Raw genomic sequence first — 19,376 nt, 5'->3', positions numbered from 1 at the left:
CTTAAGTCAAAAAATCCTTTTTGATTTGTTCCCAAATTTGGTTTGCTTTCTCTTTAGAAAGAATTACTTCGTTTTGATTGTATTTCATTTCTCTAAAATACATTCGAATTTCACGTATGAATGAATCTGGAATATGGGTTTTGTCATGAATCGTGGCAAGAAACTCTGAATCAGTATTACCAAGTAGATTTTCATTTAACTTTTCAGAATATATTTCCTTTAAGTATTCACTGATTTTAAAGATTAATTCTTTTTCAAAAATGGTTTCTGTCTGTAAATACTGTTCTATGTTTTGCAAACGTTTGGTTGATTCTGGTAAGGTTGGATTTTTTTCCCAGAGAGCGTCTACAACTTTTGGTTTGGATTTCCAATAAAGATATAAAGCATAAAGGATATATAAATTGATACATGTAAAAAGTATAAGGCCAAGTAGTCTAAATAGGTAAGGACCCGAGAACAATATGGGTGGATCTACATCTTCTATTTCTGATTCCATCCCTGTTAAATGTGAAGATACTGTAATTTTGAGTGTTGATTTAAATTCTTTACCATTTTCCTTCCATACTGTTGGTAAATAGAATTCTCCTGCCATAAAGAAAATAATCGAAGCTGTGACTTTATGATCTAATTTGTCCACAGATAGAATTTCTAGAACTGGTAATGATTCGTCTTCATAAATTTCCCCTGGTTCTAAAATCACATCGGTTACCGAAGGTTCCTCCCACCGGATCTCGTATTGAACCTTATCACCAACATATATTTTATCTAGGGATAAGGTTTCCTTTGGTGATGCAATTAAAGCAAAACAGAATAAAATTTGGAAAAGAATAAACTTATACATTACTTCGCACTTTGAATAAAGGTAAGATTTGATTGTGAAGTTTTGCAGTGGGATCGATTTGGATTAAATTTTTGCCAAATAACGATTTTGCAGATAATAAATCTTTTGAATAAATCGACTCGTTGCCTTGTAAAGACCTACTCTCTTGTGCGATGATACGAAAGAATCGAAGGAAAAAAGGTCTTTCTATTTCATCGATCTCATCTTGAATCCAAATACCATATTGGTCCCAAATCTTCGGCATTTTAAATTGTTTGGCCAAAGTAGAAAAGTTCATAAAATCACTTAACCAATATGTCACTGCATATTTTGGATGGATTTTGAAAGCATATTGGTATGCTTCTAAGTAGTTGGTTTCATTGCCGACTTTTTGTTTTTTCAGTTGATCAAAGAAAGTTAATACTTCTGATTCTGTTTTAAACCATTTTCCCGATGAAAAAATGTGATCGGAAAAACTAACAATAAAAATACGGTTTCCAAGTCGTATATGAAATAAGGATAAAAATAAAGCAATTTGGATGGTGGAATTTGATTTTGCTTCATCCATGGATAAGCTAGTATCTATGAATAAAATGATGGTCGCATCTTTTTCTTCATAAAATTCTTTTGTATGAAGTTCACCAGTTCTGGAAGTGACATTCCAATCAATGTAACGAATGTCATCACCATATTGATAATTTCTAACTTCTTTGAAATCAAGTCCTCTTCCTCGATCCGCTGTGTATAAAAGACCTTTTCTATTCGAAGCAAATTTCTTTTTTGATTCCCATTGCAAAACTTGCAGTAGTCTTTTTAACTCTGGGTTCAGCATTTTATGGAACTTCCGTTACGGCCAATATCCTTTTTACAATTGAATCTGTGCTTATGTCTTCACTAATTGCATCGATAGTTAAGTGAAGTCTGTGTTTCACTATTTCCGGAAAAAATCTTTGGATATCTTCTGGAATCACAAATGTTCTTCCTTCTAATAATGCGTTGATCCGACTTACTTTTAATAAAGCTAAGCTGGCTCTTGGACTTACACCATGAAGGATAAAGGTTTTGAGTTCTGTGTTATTTGTGGAATTAGGACGTGTATTCCTTGTTAAATTCACAATATAAGCATAAAGTTTCGGATCAACAAAAACATGATTCGAAATTTCAGAAATCTTTTGGATATCCTTTGGTTTCATCGTTTTTTTTGGCGAAGATTTTTGAAATTGAACATTGCCATGTTGGTGTAAGATTGCAACTTCTTCGTCGAAATTGGGATACCCAACTGTCACTTTGAACAAAAATCGATCCAATTGCGCCTCTGGTAATGGGTACGTCCCTTCTTGATCAATTGGGTTTTGCGTTGCGATTACAAAAAAAGGAGGAGCTAAGTCAAAGGTTTGGTCTGCAATAGAAACCTGTCTTTCTTCCATACATTGTAATAAGGCAGATTGAACTTTTGCAGGTGCTCTGTTGATTTCGTCAGCTAACAACACATTGGTGAAAATAGGCCCTTTCCTAATTTCAAAAGATGAGGTTTTCGGATTAAATATATTGGTACCAATTAGGTCTGCTGGTAACAAATCAGGTGTAAATTGAACTCTTGAGAAATTAGCATCTATGATGGAGGCTAAATTTTTGGCGACTAAGGTTTTAGCAAGTCCAGGCATACCTTCTAATAGGATATGTCCATTTGCTACGAGTCCAACAAACAAGGATTGGATGACATGATCCATTCCTGATATTGATTCTGCTAATTCTGACCGAATCAGTTTGATTTGGTCAGAGATGTCTTTAATTTGTTCTTGGTCTATTTGCATTGCGAAGCAGTCATTTTAGGCATTGGTTTGTCGATCATATAGTATTCTGTTTTTCCACCAATTGTCCAACATCCCATTTTTCTTCCCTGTGGTTCCACTGGACCTTTCCCGAGTTCTCTTCCATCTTCGGAATATTCCGTTGCATCTTCAGTTGAACGAATCACCATTCTTTTTTTTCCGGAAGGGTAAAAGTAGGTAAAAGGAATACTTGGTTTGTAGTTTAATTTTAGGTCTTGGAGTTCTTCATCTATTTTAACAAGAGAGAAAAACAGTTTCCCTTCTCCTAAAATTCTTCCCGTTTGGTCATAAACTTTTGCAGTTTCTAACATACTTTCGTTAGCCATGTTTCCATGATATGCTACTTGGCCATTTTTATAATAGAATTTCCATTCACCGGTGCGCGTATGTTTGCGTTGACCAGAGCCAAATAGTTTTCCATCTGGATAGTATTCTTTCCAAATACCAGTCCTTTCATATTTGATGTCTAAGTTTTCGGAGTTTTCTTTTTTTGAGTAGTTTCCTTCTGCTAAAAGATTTCCTTTTCCACCAAACATTTTCCAAGTTCCAGTCCGAACGTCGGAAACATAGTTTCCTTGGGACTCAACGGCGCCATCTTTATAGTAATTGATCTCTAATCCATTTTTTAAGCCGTTTGCATAAGAAACTTTTGTTTTGATTCCGTTTCCATCAGCGCCAACAAAATGATAGACCCATTCCCCTTCTTCTTCGTTGTCCTTAAAGGAACCTTTTTCAACCCATTCCCCTTTACTATTTTTTCGATAATAAGGACCATTTTTTTTATCATCTACATATGTAGTTTCGGATGTCACATTCCCTTGTTTGTCGAAGGTTTTGGCCACACCTTCTTTTTTCCCATCTACCCAAGGAGTTTCGGCGAGGAATTTTTGTGGGTTTTCAGGGTCAGGTTTTTTCCAGATTCCTGTTTTTTTCCCATCGATGTATTCACCGACTTGGTCAAGTGTTGATTTGAATTTTGGACTTTCTGGAGTAGATCCTGGTTGTTCAAATTGGATGTATTCTTCCCAAATTCCATGTTTTGGCAATGATTTGATCTTAGGTGCAGCAAACTTAGAAACTTGTTCTTCCGAACACTTTGCTCCACCACATTCTGCCTTCACTTCTCCGACCGCGCGGATTCCACCTGAATTTTTAAATCTTTCTGTACGGATCCATTTACCTTTTGTTAATTTCAGTTCAAATTCTTGGTCACCTGACCCATCTTTTACTGATGCGCCAGAACATTGAAAAACCAATGCGGCGATCAAGATTGCGTAAAATTTTGAATTCATGTTTCTATCCTGTCAAAGAGATGTGCTCGTTTCAATTTATTAACAGATAATAATTCATTCGCAATCGCTATTTTTCCCCCAGTCAATTTTTCTGAGAAAAATCTAGGTGGTAGAATATGGAAAGCTCCTTCTCCTTTGACATAGAGAATTTCTCCGTTGAGTGAAGTGAGCTCACACTCTAATAATACTTTACGTTTCGCTTTTTTTATCGGCCACGCTCGGATGAGTAGTTCTGTTTCCACTGGTGTTGCTTTGTGAAATTTAAAACTCATTGTATCCGTCATGACAATGTAGCCTAAATGAAAACAAAGTCCGCCCATTGCTTCGTCTAACATCGTTGATAATATACCACCATGTACAAAGCCAGGTGCACCGTTATACAATTTCTTGAAATTATAAGTAAAGTTTACTTCTCCCGTTTCATCATGAAAGGTGAAATCGGCTACGAGTCCAAGTGGGTTTTCTTTCCCACAACCGAAACAAGTATCGTGGTGAATTTCGTAACCATGCCGAGATGGGTTTTCAATTGGTGAACTCATGAATTGTCCTTTGTTTTCTGATCGTTTAAAAATTGTTGAATGACGTGTGCGACTTTTTCGGGATGATCCATATGTAGGTGATGCCCTCCGCTTAAAGTGACTTCTGTTAAATTTTGAACAGCTGATTTTCTATTTGGATAAGCACTTCCGATAGGAAAGTTTGATTTGTCACCTAATATAAGCAATGTAGGACATTCAATCCTTTCGCAAAAAGATACAACTTGTTCCTCCGTATATCGAAAGAATGAATTGAAGTGCAGTCTAAGGTCGCGTCTTGGTTTTAGGCCGTGAGGCGTTTTTTCAATTCCTCTTTCCATAAGTAATGATGCAGAATTTTCGTCCATATCTCCTGCGCGTAGTCGTATGGCAACTGCCGAATCCATATTGGGGAAATACGTTTCTTTTTTTCCTCTGGGATGTAATATCTGTTTGATGGCTTCTGCCATAATGTCTGGTGCCGATTGGGAAGGATTCGTTATTGGTCCCAAAGCCTCAATTAAAACTAGTTTCTTAATTTTGAGTAGATTGGTGCCGGCAACTAACGTAGAAATGGCGGCTCCCATGGAATGGGCCATCAAAATAAAATCCTCTAAACCTAAAGTTTGTATGATGGATACTATTTCTAACGCATATTCTGCAAAATAATACACTGAATTTTCTGGTTTGTGAGTGGATTTCCCATGGCCTGGAAAATCGAAGGAGAGAAATCGATGCTCTGGGAAATATTTGGCTAGTGGTGCAAAACTATTTGCATTGTCCAACCATCCATGAAAACAGACTATGGGTGTTCCTTGCGGATTCCCCCACTCTAATCCCTCAATGGTGTGGAATTTTGTGCGAATCGAAATCGGCAACATAAACTAAGGGTTTTTTCAATCCCTTCGATTGTAAACATTTATCTTAAGTATTTACGCTTGATTCTTTTTTTGGATTTGATTCTATTTTCGATATGAATGTACACAGATTTGTTTTCGTTGTGATGTTGATTTCAGTGACTGTCTATGGAGAGTCCAAAACAAAGAATCCATGTGATTCCATAATTGATTGCGAAAAAAAATCAGATCTCACTTCCATTCATAGAAAAAAAATCACCTTTTTGACTACGGCTATAAACGAGTATTCGAAAGATGCGAACATACAGTCATTGATTCCTTTATATTTAAAAAGAATCCGATCCATCATTTTGGAAGCAAACGGGGAGACTGGTTATACAGGAGAGATTGTTTTGAAGGTAAGTCATAAACCAGAATACAAAGTTTCTCAGATGAAGAAAGCAGAAGAAGACCTAACTTTTTTAGAAAAAAACCTATCTAGTTGTTCTGATGATCAGAAGAAAGAATTCCAAGATCTAACAAAATTACTGAAAAGTACACAATGAGATTTATTAGTTTCAGTTTCTATTGTGTTCTTTTGACGTGTGGTTGTTCCGAAATTTCCCGTGAAGCACAAATCAAAGATGAATGTGAAATCACTAGAAATAATAGTTATCTTTACATGATCCCCATCTTACAAAGGCATGCGCCAAATGGAGCCACAGAGACGAACTCATTATATTGGGTTGGTAATACTGAATTATCGTATCAAAAATGTATTTCAGAATCTAAAAAGAATCAGTTTAATTTAAGGTCGAACTGAAAGGTCTTGGACTTCTTCCTGGATGAGCCGAGAGCCGGCTCGAAAAGTAAGATAACTCCAAACCCAGCTGAGTAAAGTGCTCACCTTATTCTTAAACCCAACTTGATAAACCAAGTGAACAAATAGCCAACCTAACCAACCTAAAATTCCCTTTAATTTAAAAATTCCAAATTCTGCAACTGCATCTGTTCGCCCAATCGTTGCCATATTGCCTTTATCAAAATATTGGAATGGCGCCATTTGTTTTTGCTTCTCTTGCGATTGGATGAATTTACCAACATAACGACCCTGTTGCATGGCAACAGGTGAAACTCCCGGTAAAGGTTTAGTTAGACCTTTGCTAAAATTGGCTGCATCACCAATAACAAAAACGTCTTGGTATTCTAAAGTTCTGCAATATTCATCTACGATAATTTTGTTCGCCTTGTCTTTGTTAAGTGGTAATTTTTTGGCAAGGTTTGATCCTTCCACACCTGCTGCCCAGATAACTGTTTTTGATTCTATGAAACGATCTTTTAATTTTACTCCTGAGTCTGTAATGTCCAATACAGGAGAATTGGTTAACACTTCCACTCCCCTACTTTCCAATTTTAATTTTGTGAATTGGCTTGATGACTCACTAAAAGCATTTAATATCCTGGGACCTGCCTCTATCAGTGTAACTTTCGTCATTCCAGAGTCAATGTTTCGGAAATCTTTTCGGATGATATTATGTGAAAGTTCTGCAATGGAACCTGCAAGTTCGACTCCAGTTGGTCCTCCTCCGATGATCACATAATGCATTAAACTTTTGGATTTTTCATAGTCTCCAATCAGTTCTGCTTGTTCAAAGGATAATAAGATTTGTCTTCGGATGGATAAAGCATCTCTTAAGTTCTTTAAACCTAATGTTTTGTTTTCCCAATGTGCATTTCCAAAATAACTTGTTTTAGCTCCAGTTGCAATTATCAAATAATCATAAGATTCTGTATTATTCTGAAATACGATTTCCTTTTTCTGAAAGTTAATATCTGAAACATCACCGAATAGGATTTTGACATTTTTGTATTTCGTTGTGATTGATCTTGTTGGAATTGCAATATCAGCTGGTGACAAAACAGCAGTTGCTACTTGGTATAAAAGTGGTTGGAATAAATGGTGGTTTTTTTTATCTACAACAAGAATCTCATATTCCTTTTGATTTGCGAGAGTTTTGATTACTTGTAATCCACCAAAACCTGCTCCGATGATCACTACTTTTTTCTTTTGTTTGGACACAATCATACTCCTAAGTATTTGAGAAATCCATCGGAACAATCCTCGACCAAATTTTGAACTGACTCAAAATCTTTTTCAGTTCCATAATATGGATCTGGAACAATATCAGGTCCATCATCAGTTCGAAAACTTGCAAATTTAAAAACTTTGTTTTTGATTGTTTCCTCTTTTATTAGACTGATTACTTCTCGAAAGTTATTATCATCCATAACAAGTAGATAATCAAATTCATCAAAATCACTTGGTTTTAATTTTCTAGAACGATGAGTAAGTTGGATTCCTCGTTTGAGGGCTACTTTTCTTGTTCTAGGGTCAGGTAGTTCGCCATCGTGATACCCTGAAGTTCCACATGAATCGATTACAAATTTAGATTCCAAGTTTTTTTGTTTTACTAAATTTTGGAATGCACCTTTTGCTGCTGGTGATCTGCAAATATTTCCCAAACAGATGAACAAAACTTTGATTTTATCTTTCATTTAATTTAAGTAGTGGATGTATTTTTTCCCTGTTTCTTTTAACCATTTTTCTGCTAGTTTGTAATTTGGATCCTGTGATTTAATGATATCCCAAAACTTTTTTGAGTGATTGTGCTGTAAGGTATGGGCAATTTCGTGAAGAACGATATATTCTACCACAAAATTTGGACAATGAACCAAACTCAAATTGATAGAGATTGCATTTTTAAAATTACAACTTCCCCAAAGAGATCTCATAGGTTTAATAGAAACTTTTGTAACCTTCGTTTTTAGATTTGATTCATATTTCTCAATGATTGGTGTAATTTTTTTGAGTAAAATTGATTTGAGAATCAGTTTTGCATTTTTTTGTCGCTTCAATTCAGTTTTAAAAGGTTGGATGAAGAATGCTTGATTCGGATCCCAAAAACTTTCCTTTTCATTTAGTGAAATTGAAAACATTTCACCAAATATGGGAATGGTTTCTCCCGGTTCAAAGTTCAGTTTATTTGGAATGTCTTTCGGGATTTTTTTGAGTTTGTCTTGAATCCAATCTATTTTTTCATTTAAAAAATTGTCGATTTGGTGTTTCGGATAAGAAGATGGATGTTTTAATACGACGCGTCCATTATGATATACCGTTAAGGATAAATTTCTACCTTTGCTTACTTTTCTTTCGATGTTAATTGGTTTCATTACTCTCTATTTTTTGTTTTACATTGGGTGTTACTGACTCTGGATTTGAATTATTTTCCCAATTGATTTTGTTTAAAACACCGATTTCTAACGAGAAGTCCTTGATATTGATGTGTGATTTAAATCCTGAAACAAGGTTGGATGAAAGGTCTGCTGCGTTTAGTCCTCCTTGAGAAGTAAATCTTCCTTCTGAAAAAAAACGCCTATGATTCAGCCGAAAATAACTGAGCCAATTTGAATCAAATTTGTATCCAATTTCCAATTTGGATGACCAGCCAAATCCATAGTTGTCAGAGAAGAAATTGATATTTCTTTGGATATGGAAATCTCTTGTTTTGATTCTACCAATCGATGGCATAAAATTAATGTCAAAATAAACGTCTCCCTTCGAATAACGGTAACCACCTCCATAAAAAACTTCCCATAAGTCATTTGAAAAACTTAATCCGATTCCAATGGGAGCATAGAATACTGGAGTTGTTTCAATGAATTGATTTACGTCGTAAAAAAGATATTTAAAGTATGAATACCTTGCTCCTGTAGATAAGAAAAATCCGGATCCTTCTTTCCAATAATCTGGATTTGCATCTTGGAAATAATATCTGCCGTAGAGTTCGATTCGATTCTCAACGAGAGTAGATTTTCCTTTACCATCAGCAAAATTGCGACTTCCAGAATAAACCGTAGCTGAGTCTCGGTAACTCCATTCCCTTGTTGCAATATTGGTTGTGTTTTCTGTAGAGATAGTTCCTAAAAGGAAGTCTTCATCTCGGGCTTCTCCCGATTTTTGATTCCAACCAGTTGTTTTTAGTTTCCCATTAATTTCCCATTTGTCTTTTGTATAGATTCCTTGAATTCCGAATAAAGTAAATGTTCTAGGGAAAGATATTCGTGAACCACCTCTAATACCTGATAAGTTCGGGAATTTGTTGCCTGTTTCAAATATATACTCGCCACCTGATTTTTCTATGGATGGTCCCCAAATCATTTCAGAGAATAGTGGTCGATTCAGAAGGAATAGAAGAATGCAAAAAACGAAAAATCTGGAAAATTCTGGCACCAACTTAGGTTCCAGATTACCTAAATGTTGTAAATTCGTAATTTGGTGGGATTGTATCATTTTCAGTGTTAGATTCCCTGGCAGTTCCCACGTTACTGGGGGTGAAATGATTTCACCCCTAAGAGACATAATTAAATTGACAATAGGTCTGTGAACCGCGAGGGTAAAGAAAGTTTATGAGTAAATTGGATGCAGTTTTTGATCTGGAAGAGGCTTCAAAGTTTGTAGGCCTTAACCCCGTTGACTTTCAGAAAAAAGTAACTGAACTTAAAATTCCAGGTTGGAAAACAGGGGAATTTAAAAAGTCAATCCTAGCAAAATATTTTGAGGCCAATATTTCTGAAGGATATGATAGCAGTGTAATTGCAGTTTCAAATCAAAAGGGTGGGGAAGGGAAAACAACCATTAGTCTTTATTTGGCTGAAGCACTAGCAGAAAATCATAAAGTTTTGTTAATTGATTGGGATCCTCAAGCAAATGCTACTCAACTTTTCTTAAACGATGATGTACCTTCCATCATGGATTATTTGGGATATCGGGGCAAAAAACCAAAAGACATTATGCCGATCATTAAAAATGTTTCGGAGAATTTCGATTTATTACCTTCCACATTGGAACTTGCTAATTTAACTACACCTTACGAACGAGATGACTTTGAATTATTGAAGGAAGCTATTTTGCCGATTCGATCCAGTTATGAATATATCATTATAGATTGCCCGCCTTCGTTAGGATTAATTTTAGAAAATGCATTGATTTGTGCAGACTATATACTGGTTCCAATCCAAACTAGGGCTTTTAGTCTCCAGGGGATTAGGGATCTACATGAAACGATTCAAAAAATCCAAAGGAAAGCAAACCAAAGATTAAAATTGCTTGGTGCTGTATTAAATCAGTTTGAAGGTCAAAAGGCTCTCGCTGGATTGGCAGAAGGTGTGAAAAAGTATTTTCCAGTATTTGAAACCGTAATCCAAAGAAGAGAGTCCATTCCGCAAGCGCAGGCAAGGATGAGTTTTTTGGCAAAAATAGATCTCACCACTATGAAAAACTTTCGAGAACTAGCCACCGAAGTGAAGGAAAAAATCAATGTCGAAAAAAACTGAATTCCAAGCTCTCGATTTAATCTCCGCTTATTCTGAGAAAAAAAAGAACCCTTCTCATTTAGAGTTAAATCAAATTTTTCCAAATCCTACACAACCTAGATTGATAGGAAGGGAAGATACTTCTGATTTATTGCCTTCTATGGAAAGGTTAGGTTTAATTGAACCAATTTTAGTCAGGAAAGAAAAAGGAAAATATTTGATCGTTGCGGGGGAGAGGCGTTATCGTGCAGCTCTTAAATTGGGTTGGAAAGAAATACCTGCAATCATTACTGATGCAAATGAAGATGTCTGTTACGAGATGTCATTAGCGGAAAATGAAAAGAGAAAAAATTTAAATCCTTGGGAAGTAGGGAAGGCAATTCAATACTTGAGAAAGGAAAAGAAGAAAACGGCGGATGAAGTTTCGGTTTTATTAGGATACAGCGAAAGGTATGTAAAACAATTAAGTAGTATTGCTCGTTTGGATCAAAAGTCGGTAATGGAATTGATTATCAGCGGAAAACCTCTATCTGTTAAAAATTTAGAAGAATTGCTGAAGAAAAAAGAGAATAGGGGGGGTGAAATCGTTTCACCCCGAAATAGTTTAAGTCAAAATAAAATTAGTATAAACGTCGGGAAACTAAGTGGAAAATTAAGAGAGAGTTTTTTAAAGGATTTAGCTTCTCTTAAGAAAAAATACGGTATCAGCGAATAGAGGGAAAATGAAATCAAGTTTGAAATTAAAAACAATAGATGATATCGAAAGAGAATTATCAATTATACTTACATGTGAAAAAAAACAAAAGTCAGATATTACGTTATCTCAAATTTTTGATTTTTTAGCAGAATCCATTGAGTTATCAATTCAAGGAATTAGTTACAATAAAAAGAGATCTGCTGTAAATAAACTATTAGGTAAATACAAATTTGCCAAATTGATTTCCACAGGAAATTATACCAAAGCAAATCAAATTCCTGGATTCCCTCCTAAAGATTTGGGCGATTCTGAAGCTGCCCAGCTGAGGTTAAAAACTTCATTAACTGCTTTTAAATTACATTCAGGTCCATTTGCAGAACATCAAGTGTTTGGTGAGTTGGACAAAAAACAGTGGGAAAGAGTGCATAGCATTCTAGCAACATATCTTTTTGGTTACATACAACTGTTTGGTGATGAAAAATTAAGATTTTTAAAAGACCGCGAAAACAAAAAAGAGAAAAACTTTTCTGAAAAAAAGCAACATAATCATCAACACCAGCAAAATAAAAAAGAGGATAGAGGGGATACCAAACCTAGTGGCCATAATAGTAGAAAGTGGAAAAATAAAAAAAAGTCACACTACAAAGGTAATAAAAACCAGGGGGGAGGGCCTAAATGAAAATTTCTATCATTGCTGGAAGTCATAGAAAGAATTCACAATCATTAAAAGTTGCAAATTTTTTATCTAAAATTCTAGAATCAAAAGGAATAGAGATAAACCTTTTTGATTTAGGAAACCAACCTTTACCTCTTTGGGACCCATCTATGTGGGAAAAGGATTCTGATTTAAAAAAGTTTTGGTTAGAATATAGCAAAGGTTTAGCAGAATCGGAAGCATACATCTTTGTTTCTCCTGAATATGCGGGAATGGCAAGCCCTGCATTAAAAAATTTCTTTTTGTATTTATCTGGTGGAGATATTTCCCATAAGCCAGGTTTAATCATAACGGTTTCTAGTGGTATGGGTGGCAGTTACCCAAATGCCGAATTAAGAATGTCTAGCTACAAAAATACTAGAATTGTATACATACCTGACCATGTAATCGTCAGACATGTGGAAAACATATTAAATGAAGAATCTCCCGTCTCAAAGGACGATGAGTACATACGGGGCCGTTTGCACTATGTATTGAACGTACTAATTGAATACGCTAAAGCATTTGTTTCTATTAGGAAAAGTGGTGTGATTGATATAAAATCTTACCCTTTTGGACTATAGAAGAAATCAGAACTGGAAGTCCAACATTCAATAGCAGAGTTATGATATAACCCAATATTGGTCCGCCAAAAATATAAGGATCAAAGCTATGCATAAAATGAATGATGAATGGGTGTAACAAAAATATATAAAGACTATGGTTTCCTATATAACTAAGAATTTTCGCGATTTTTGGTCGAAAATTATGTAAATGGATCCACACAAACATCATCATAAAAATTGGATAGAAGAGATGGTGGTTTTTAAAATCAATTTCTAATAAATAACTAAAAAGAATCATTAGGACAACAACTACGAGGAAAAACACAAATAATATGAAGTTTGTGTTTTGATTTGAGTTCTGAACGGATGATTTCCTTTGAACAATCGAAATGCCTAAAACAAAGAAAAATAGGTAATTGAAGATTGAGATAGAATGATAAACATTTGGAAGGATTGGATCTAAATACCCTAAATTAGAAACCAAATTGATGACAAATGAAAGTAGTAGGATCCAAAAATTCCATGTTTCTCGAATGAAGACTGAATTCAGAACATAAAATAAAATATAAAATTGTATAAGAAGAGGTACAAAATAAAAAGGTGTGAACACTTTTCCAAAGAGGAAAAAGAAAGTGAATTCCGAAAAACTGTAATTTTGATATTTGATCAAGTATCCAAAAATTGAAAAAATAAAATAAGGTAAAACCAAATGGTTTAATTTGGATTTCCAATAACCACTTTTTTTCTTCAGAAAAATCGCAGATGTCAAAATAAAGATGGGAACTGAAAATCTTGAAATATTAGACAAAAATAATGTGCTATGGATTACCAGATGATCTTTTGGATGGAAAAATTGGAAATAGGAATGAATGTGAATCATCACAATTCCAATCATTGCAAAACCGCGTAAGATATCAAAACGGATCTCTCGATTGTCTTTTAAATTACTTGGTGAAGGGAAATCGACAGGAATTTTAAAAAAATAATGCGTAAGTGAAGCTAGCCCTGCCAGTATGATCCCTAAAAGTTCCCATTCCATATTACAAACGTCCTTTTGGAACATTTTCTTTTTATATTTCAGAGAGAAAAGGAAAATGAATTCAGATTTTAGACAAAAAAGCCAAAAATAGATATAGGAGTCACCATATTATGAGCAAACTCAACATTCCGCCGAACCAAAGGATCTTCAAAGAAGGGGAGTTGAATAATGCTATGTACATCATTTTGCAAGGGAATGTGGAAATCTTTTTCACTGTGAACAATAGTCAAACGAGACTTGCTTTAATGAAACCTGGGGACTTTTTTGGTGAGATGGCATTATTCAGTTCGAATCCTAGAAGTGCCACGGCAAGAACCATTACAACTTGTGAGTTGGCTGTGATCGAAAGTAAACAACAACTAGAGAATTTTTTAGTAAAGAACCCTAAGTTTGCAGCTAAAATGGTGTCTATTATGGCAGATCGATTGGCAAAAACCAATGAGTTACTTATTAGCAGTATGGAAAAAGCTGTCGCGAAAAAGATTGAATTTAGTACGGAACTAGGAAGTGATTTAAAAACTGATGTGGGAAACGCGGGGTAAACCGATTTGTTTACCCATAAATGGAAGGGAGATTTTTTTTAACCAAAGTAATTTCTAAAATAGGTGCATAACTCAAAAGATTCTTAATATTGACCTGATGGCCTTCTGCCATAACAAATTCCTTTAAAATTTCTAAGGTTTCTTCTGGTGGCAAATTAGAAATAAAAGGATATTCGGGATGACCTACTAAATTGAATTCATTTGCGAGATCTGGGTTTTCTAAATCTTTATCCTCTAAATTGAGTAATTCTTTCCATTCCATAATTAAATAAAGAGATTCTGATACTCTTCTCTATGTTCCTCAAATTTCAGTTTAAACCGATCTTGCATTTCTCGGAATTCTTTTTCTGAATGGATTTCGAAATAATCCAATACTTCTGGTTCGACTGTAAAATAATTACCCTTACCTTTCCCAATATTTGCCAGAATGTCAGCTAAGTAGATGATTTGGCAAAGGATATTGTTTCTGGATTTACACTGCCATGGTTTATGATGGAAACGGATGACATCTAAAATTTCCTCTGGGAAATTCCATTTTTCGGAAATCAAATATCCTAGTTCAGAATGTGTTGTTCCCACTGTATATTCTTCAACCCATTCCGAAATTTCGGTGCTGTCATCACTTCTGAGTACTCGGATTTGGTTCACCTGACTTAGGTCAAGAGAGAGTAAAACCATCCTACCTATATCATGTAAAAGGGCTGCGATTGTTGCTGTTTCTAATAATTGTATATGTTTTCGTTTTTCTTCCAAAAGGAATTTCACATACATGGAAGCTTTAAATGAATGGGTCCATACTAAAATTTGCTTCGCATAACGTGAGTTAAGTATTCTTTTTGCACCTAAAGTTAAGAACATTGCCTCTAAATTCTTCAGGCCAATCCGTTTGACACCTTCCACAACTAAAACTATGGATTTATGAACCCCAAATAAAGGTGAATTAGCAATTTTGATAATCTCTGCCGCGACGGCAGGATCTTTTTCGACTTCTGTTGCAATTTCCTGGAAGGTCACATCCTTCTTTTTCGCAATCTGTATCAGTTTATTGATTTGAGGGGGTAGAGGAGGTAGGGAGTTCACTTCTCGAATCAAAAGTTCTTTGATCCGAGTTTGATTTTCTTTTGGAATTAATTGTTTTGGGATTCGAATAATGACTTCTGTATAATCGTCTTCAGTGACGAGTTCAAAAAACTGATTTGGAATGCCTGAGTTTCGGAGGAGTATGTGGATGAGTACAATCCCAAGTCCCGAACTTTCTTCGTTATCTACCGATTCTCGGTAAGCATCATTGATGTTTTTATATTTGATGGAGGCTTGTACCCGTCTCAGGATTCTGTTTTTTTCTTCAGGTAGGATTTTTGCATTGTTTCGCACACGGAACTCTATAAAATCCTCTTGGAACTTGGTGCTGAGTGAGATGTGAAAATTCGATTTCTCTAGGGATAAAAAAACTCGTTTGCGATTGTGACCAAATTCGTCTTTGTATAAGGCAATCCCCTTGGCATAGTCCTTTTCATTCCATAAGTCTAACCCTTGTTCGGAGAAAAAAACTCGTTTCCCATTTGCCTTACAGCCATTGACCAGAAGTTCACTTAAAATGGTAAATAGGATTTCGTGGAGGAATTCTAATGAAATGCTCCTCACCACACGACCAATCCACACGTCCAATTCGGGACAGTCAATCTCCGAAAAGTGAACGTATTCTTTGGTGATCAATTTCCCAGATAGGAAGTCCTCCTGGAATGTCATGAGTGGGGGAATCGCCATGATAAAACTGTTTTGAACCTTGTTTCTCTTTTTGAAAACCGAAAATTTTATTTTGAAAATGACTCAAAAAAACCGATAATAATCAGTATGGAACTCTCGAAAAAATCCCTTCTAATTACCCTTGTGTTCAGTTTAGCAGTTGTTTCAATCTCTGCTCAGGACACAAAACAGCAAACAACTCCCACCGACGTGAACCAAGACAATCACGATGCCAAAGAAGGCCAAGATAAAGAGTTATTCGAGTACTACTATAAAACACGTCCAGAAAATTTACCACCTAATAAAGCAAAACTTGAGTATAACTTGATTAAGACGCTCAAAAAAGAAATTATGAGTCGTGACTACTCAAAAGAATCCCAAGAATCGATTAAAAAAATCGATGCAACCAATATTCAATACGAAAGAGTTTACCGTGAGAGTAAATGGTTACGAGGATTTATGACTCAAAACACTCACTTAAACTATATGGAGTTTATGTATGTGGTTAAGTATGATAAATATATGTGTTTTGTTACTTTTGATGTGAATCCGGAGAATTATTTACAACAATCACGCCAGTCTCAGTTGGTTTTTGCTGGGAAGGATAAATTCGAAATAACCATCCCGAAACCCTAAGAGTAAGAAAAACAACTGTTAGGACGAGGAAATAAAAAAAACTATACTTAAAATATTTTTCTAAGTTCTCAAGTAAGGGGAGTGGCTCATCATTCCCCATAATTCTAGATATTGCCGTCCTTTTACCTAAAATCCAAATCTCTTTTTTATAAATTTGAATCGAATCACCTAATCTCAGTTTTTTATAGATGGAATAGGGAATTTTTTCTGTGGATTCAAACAGAGAGCCATTGCTCAAACCAAAACTATAGTGGCATTGGTAAGCAATTGGGAACTGATTTTTGATCCTGGATAATTCTTGAACCCTAGCAAAACTTCTATTGCTTTCATCTACAAGTTTGGTTGATTCTTCGCGAAGAGTGAGGTTCTCAAAGTGAACTACGGAATAAAATATAGATAGAACCAAAAAGGAAACGAAAACCGAGTTGGAAATCCAAACGGAAATTCGCGGAGTCATCTAGGAATTAGATGGCTCCTCAAAAGACTTTAGTGCTTCTTCTCTATCTGGGTAAAATTGGAACGCATTAGATAAACCCAAAAGATGGAATACTTGTAAAATAGAGCTTGTGACACCCACTAAAGCCATTTCTTTATTTCGCTTCTGAAGGTTCATCTTTACATCTAAAATCATTCGAATTCCTAAACTGGAAATGTAACGAAGTTCAGAAAAATCTAAGATCAGATGTTTACGGTCTGCACCCACCATTTCATCCAGGATGGTTTGTGTTATGCGGTCAAGAGGACCTGATTCCATTCGTCCTTTAATTTGAACGATGACAGTTCCATTGATGCGTTTTTGTTCTATTTCGTATGGTAAGTCCTGCATGGATTCCCCTCTCTTTAGTGGAACAACTACAAATAATTTCTCAGGCGATAAACGAATCATCGCTTTTGCATATGGTGGAAACGGATAATGCCTCTCAGTGAGAGAATCCACGGCCAAACCACCATTCATTTCGGAAATAACTTCCACTTGATCCAAAGCCCTAAAATCTGCCAAGGAAAACTCTGTTTCTCGTGATTTGACCCGAATTTCTCTGGAATATATATGAAAAAATGGCTCATGTTTGGAAAAGGGAGGGAATTTTTTAGGGAAACAAGAACTAATCCATCCAGTGGAACCAGCACCCGTATATACAAGTAATCCAGAACATTTTTGTTCTTCTTTTTTGTCCAAATAGGAAATCCAAAAGCGTGACGTTAAGTCCGGGCTATTATTACGAATGGAAAGTTCACAAACAGCAGGCACGGTTCTCAGTTTGGTTCCGTTGGGATAAATGATTTCTGTATCCAGTAAAGACCAAGATTCCACTTTCGTTTGTTTAAAATTGGTTCGAACTGCTTCGCCTAATTCTTCTGCAGTAAACCCAAGTAAAGCACCAACGGAGGAATCTGGATCGGAATTACAACCGATTAAATGAGTATTTCCTACTAAGTGAGCCACATAAGTGAAGTGATTGTCCCCACCATGTGCGACAACCAAGTCATATTCCGATCCACCTTCTGGATCAAAATCTTCGCGAAAGACAAAGTCAGCATTTGGGAATACATGTTTTTTTAGATGATCACGGGATCGAATTTGCCTTTCGTGAGATTCCCATGTTCTTTGGAATACTTCAGGATTCTGTTTTGTGACTTCTTTATAGGATTGGATGGAACCATAAGTTTCCAAATCCAATTCGTATTTAGTGCGTTTGAATACGACAACGATCTTCTTGTATTTGAGAGAAGCCATGAGTTTTGGAAGAAATTCCCATTTTCCTTAGGGAAATAAAGGTTTTTTTCAAAAAACCGCGTTTTTCTTAGGAAATTCTAAGAAAAATTGTATCCAAAATCAATTTAATCTTGTACCAAAACAGGTAGTTTTGTAAATAATGTGTAACCGTTAAATGGTTTAGAGGAAAATCAAAGTATGGCAACAACTCCTACCCCAATGAAAAAGTCCGAAATGCTAAGTGAATTAGCTGAAACAACTGGTATGACCAAAAAGAATGTAGCAGCATTCCTCGACTCTTTTGTTGAACTCGCATACAAAGAAACTAAGAAAAATGGCGCGTTTGTCATTCCTGGACTTGGTAAATTGGTTAAACGGAATCGTCCAAAACGTAAGGGAAGAAACCCAGCGACTGGGGAAGCGATTGTCATTCCTGCAAAAACAGTTGTGAAATTTACTCTTTCCAAAACTTGCAAAGATGCGGTTGTCCCACCTAAAAAATAATCACTGTTATTCCCCCAGGAGGGCTACCGCCTGGGTATCGTATGGATAAAAAACCATATCCTTTTCTACCGTTTGAAGACTCTCTTGTTGGCGAAAAGATTCTTTTTGTTTGGCAAGAAAGCCATCATTCGGAAAAAAATTTAAAAGATCATCTTTTACTTTCTCTAGATTTAAAAGAAGAACAGTTAGTATTTACACCAAACGCCATTAAACAAAAGTTAATGGTTTCTTATCCTACTGAGATTCGAAACTTAATCGCAGAGAATCGAACATCTGAAATCCCAAAACTTCTAATCAATATTGCAAAAGGCAAAACTCCTTCGAATCCGAATCCGTCTCTTGATATCACTTTTGAACTCATTGAATGGTTGTTAACGGGTTTTGACTTGGACGAAGTGTTACGAGAAACCTTATCTTTATTATTTGGAACCACTCTAAGTATAGAGTTTTTGACCTCGGTCCGAGCCGAATACTTCAAAGAGTTACGAGGTTAAATCGGGGCAAAATATTTTTTAGTTGTCAATTTGTGAACTTGGTTCAAAAATTGGAGCAAATAAGGATTTTTGGTTA

At 35.6% G+C, this 19,376-nt stretch carries 23 protein-coding genes; 9 read left to right on the top strand and 14 right to left on the bottom strand.

What is annotated here, in order from left to right:
- Position 1: 1 nt before the first annotated feature.
- From EHQ59_RS04220 to EHQ59_RS04195, 6 genes are read right to left on the bottom strand one after another with little or no spacing between them, the layout of a single operon-like run.
- The gene (locus EHQ59_RS04220; protein WP_135617893.1) at positions 2 to 841 is read right to left on the bottom strand and encodes an LB_053 family protein; all 840 of its coding nucleotides are present in this window, start codon (positions 839 to 841) and stop codon (positions 2 to 4) included.
- Entirely contained in the window at positions 834 to 1,652 is an 819-nt protein-coding gene (locus tag EHQ59_RS04215; protein WP_135617892.1) for a DUF58 domain-containing protein, read from the bottom strand. The genes EHQ59_RS04220 and EHQ59_RS04215 overlap by 8 nt, the downstream gene beginning before the upstream one ends.
- Position 1,653: 1 nt before the next feature.
- Positions 1,654 to 2,634: an AAA family ATPase gene (locus tag EHQ59_RS04210; protein WP_135617891.1), complete on the bottom strand. Its 981-nt coding sequence runs from the start codon at positions 2,632 to 2,634 to the stop codon at positions 1,654 to 1,656.
- Positions 2,625 to 3,944 carry an LIC20035 family adhesin gene (locus EHQ59_RS04205; protein WP_135617890.1) on the bottom strand — a complete coding sequence of 440 codons (1,320 nt, stop codon included), beginning with the start codon at positions 3,942 to 3,944 and terminating at the stop codon, positions 2,625 to 2,627. Before EHQ59_RS04205 ends, EHQ59_RS04210 begins: the two co-directional genes overlap by 10 nt.
- Complete coding sequence (locus EHQ59_RS04200) at positions 3,941 to 4,483, bottom strand: PaaI family thioesterase (RefSeq protein WP_135617889.1); 543 nt, start codon at positions 4,481 to 4,483, stop codon at positions 3,941 to 3,943. Before EHQ59_RS04200 ends, EHQ59_RS04205 begins: the two co-directional genes overlap by 4 nt.
- A complete protein-coding gene (locus EHQ59_RS04195) occupies positions 4,480 to 5,340 on the bottom strand; it encodes an alpha/beta fold hydrolase (protein ID WP_135617888.1) in 861 nt (286 codons plus the stop codon). The genes EHQ59_RS04200 and EHQ59_RS04195 overlap by 4 nt, the downstream gene beginning before the upstream one ends.
- A 92-nt stretch (positions 5,341 to 5,432) precedes the next feature.
- Here EHQ59_RS04195 and EHQ59_RS04190 point away from each other — a divergent pair, with 92 nt between their 5' ends.
- Positions 5,433 to 5,861: a hypothetical protein gene (locus EHQ59_RS04190; RefSeq protein WP_135617887.1), complete on the top strand. Its 429-nt coding sequence runs from the start codon at positions 5,433 to 5,435 to the stop codon at positions 5,859 to 5,861.
- A gap of 242 nt (positions 5,862 to 6,103) precedes the next feature.
- Here EHQ59_RS04190 and EHQ59_RS04180 read toward each other — a convergent pair whose 3' ends face one another.
- Genes EHQ59_RS04180 through EHQ59_RS04165 form a run of 4 tightly spaced genes read right to left on the bottom strand, consistent with a single transcriptional unit; the run spans position 6,104 to position 9,514 of the window.
- Entirely contained in the window at positions 6,104 to 7,378 is a 1,275-nt protein-coding gene (locus EHQ59_RS04180; RefSeq protein WP_425270117.1) for an NAD(P)/FAD-dependent oxidoreductase, read from the bottom strand.
- Positions 7,378 to 7,851, bottom strand: coding sequence for a low molecular weight protein-tyrosine-phosphatase (locus tag EHQ59_RS04175; protein ID WP_135617884.1), 474 nt, complete (start codon positions 7,849 to 7,851; stop codon positions 7,378 to 7,380). Before EHQ59_RS04175 ends, EHQ59_RS04180 begins: the two co-directional genes overlap by 1 nt.
- Positions 7,852 to 8,526 carry a M48 family metallopeptidase gene (locus tag EHQ59_RS04170; RefSeq protein WP_135617883.1) on the bottom strand — a complete coding sequence of 225 codons (675 nt, stop codon included), beginning with the start codon at positions 8,524 to 8,526 and terminating at the stop codon, positions 7,852 to 7,854. It abuts the gene before it with no gap.
- Positions 8,513 to 9,514 (bottom strand): putative porin, encoded by a 1,002-nt coding sequence (locus EHQ59_RS04165; RefSeq protein WP_244245376.1) that lies wholly within the window; start codon positions 9,512 to 9,514, stop codon positions 8,513 to 8,515. Before EHQ59_RS04165 ends, EHQ59_RS04170 begins: the two co-directional genes overlap by 14 nt.
- A 248-nt stretch (positions 9,515 to 9,762) precedes the next feature.
- On the opposite strand from EHQ59_RS04165, the gene EHQ59_RS04160 reads away from it, so the two are divergent.
- Genes EHQ59_RS04160 through EHQ59_RS04145 form a run of 4 tightly spaced genes read left to right on the top strand, consistent with a single transcriptional unit; the run spans position 9,763 to position 12,643 of the window.
- Complete coding sequence (locus EHQ59_RS04160; RefSeq protein ID WP_135617881.1) at positions 9,763 to 10,689, top strand: ParA family protein; 927 nt, start codon at positions 9,763 to 9,765, stop codon at positions 10,687 to 10,689.
- The gene (locus tag EHQ59_RS04155) at positions 10,673 to 11,383 is read left to right on the top strand and encodes a ParB/RepB/Spo0J family partition protein (protein WP_135617880.1); all 711 of its coding nucleotides are present in this window, start codon (positions 10,673 to 10,675) and stop codon (positions 11,381 to 11,383) included. The genes EHQ59_RS04160 and EHQ59_RS04155 overlap by 17 nt, the downstream gene beginning before the upstream one ends.
- A 7-nt stretch (positions 11,384 to 11,390) precedes the next feature.
- Entirely contained in the window at positions 11,391 to 12,044 is a 654-nt protein-coding gene (locus EHQ59_RS04150) for a DUF1569 domain-containing protein (protein ID WP_135617879.1), read from the top strand.
- Positions 12,041 to 12,643: an NADPH-dependent FMN reductase gene (locus EHQ59_RS04145; protein ID WP_135617878.1), complete on the top strand. Its 603-nt coding sequence runs from the start codon at positions 12,041 to 12,043 to the stop codon at positions 12,641 to 12,643. The genes EHQ59_RS04150 and EHQ59_RS04145 overlap by 4 nt, the downstream gene beginning before the upstream one ends.
- Here the strand turns inward: EHQ59_RS04145 and EHQ59_RS04140 are convergent.
- Positions 12,594 to 13,664: an acyltransferase gene (locus EHQ59_RS04140; RefSeq protein ID WP_167481374.1), complete on the bottom strand. Its 1,071-nt coding sequence runs from the start codon at positions 13,662 to 13,664 to the stop codon at positions 12,594 to 12,596. The genes EHQ59_RS04145 and EHQ59_RS04140 overlap by 50 nt on opposite strands.
- 110 nt (positions 13,665 to 13,774) lie before the next feature.
- Between EHQ59_RS04140 and EHQ59_RS04135 the strand changes: the two genes are divergently transcribed.
- Positions 13,775 to 14,206, top strand: coding sequence for a Crp/Fnr family transcriptional regulator (locus tag EHQ59_RS04135; RefSeq protein ID WP_135617876.1), 432 nt, complete (start codon positions 13,775 to 13,777; stop codon positions 14,204 to 14,206).
- Positions 14,207 to 14,216: 10 nt separating this feature from the next.
- Here EHQ59_RS04135 and EHQ59_RS04130 read toward each other — a convergent pair whose 3' ends face one another.
- Both EHQ59_RS04130 and EHQ59_RS04125 read right to left on the bottom strand, forming a co-directional pair.
- Entirely contained in the window at positions 14,217 to 14,468 is a 252-nt protein-coding gene (locus EHQ59_RS04130) for a hypothetical protein (protein ID WP_135617875.1), read from the bottom strand.
- 2 nt (positions 14,469 to 14,470) lie between these two features.
- Complete coding sequence (locus EHQ59_RS04125) at positions 14,471 to 15,973, bottom strand: HDOD domain-containing protein (RefSeq protein WP_135617874.1); 1,503 nt, start codon at positions 15,971 to 15,973, stop codon at positions 14,471 to 14,473.
- Positions 15,974 to 16,060: 87 nt separating this feature from the next.
- On the opposite strand from EHQ59_RS04125, the gene EHQ59_RS04120 reads away from it, so the two are divergent.
- On the top strand, positions 16,061 to 16,588 hold the full coding sequence (locus tag EHQ59_RS04120) for a hypothetical protein (RefSeq protein WP_135617873.1): 528 nt from the start codon (positions 16,061 to 16,063) through the stop codon (positions 16,586 to 16,588).
- Between the two features lie 457 nt (positions 16,589 to 17,045).
- Here the strand turns inward: EHQ59_RS04120 and EHQ59_RS04110 are convergent, their stop codons facing one another.
- Entirely contained in the window at positions 17,046 to 18,323 is a 1,278-nt protein-coding gene (locus EHQ59_RS04110) for an STAS domain-containing protein (RefSeq protein ID WP_135617871.1), read from the bottom strand.
- A gap of 177 nt (positions 18,324 to 18,500) precedes the next feature.
- Here EHQ59_RS04110 and EHQ59_RS04105 point away from each other — a divergent pair, with 177 nt between their 5' ends.
- Together EHQ59_RS04105 and EHQ59_RS04100 are read left to right on the top strand one after the other, a co-directional pair.
- The gene (locus EHQ59_RS04105) at positions 18,501 to 18,806 is read left to right on the top strand and encodes an HU family DNA-binding protein (RefSeq protein ID WP_004788037.1); all 306 of its coding nucleotides are present in this window, start codon (positions 18,501 to 18,503) and stop codon (positions 18,804 to 18,806) included.
- Between the two features lie 41 nt (positions 18,807 to 18,847).
- Positions 18,848 to 19,300 (top strand): VanZ family protein, encoded by a 453-nt coding sequence (locus EHQ59_RS04100; protein WP_135617870.1) that lies wholly within the window; start codon positions 18,848 to 18,850, stop codon positions 19,298 to 19,300.
- Positions 19,301 to 19,376 lie beyond the last annotated feature (76 nt).

The sequence above is a fragment of the Leptospira kemamanensis genome (assembly GCF_004769665.1).
In the GTDB taxonomy this organism is placed as follows: domain Bacteria; phylum Spirochaetota; class Leptospiria; order Leptospirales; family Leptospiraceae; genus Leptospira_A; species Leptospira_A kemamanensis.
Note: the sequence above shows the minus strand (reverse complement) of the source record. Positions and strands in the feature narration are given on the sequence as shown.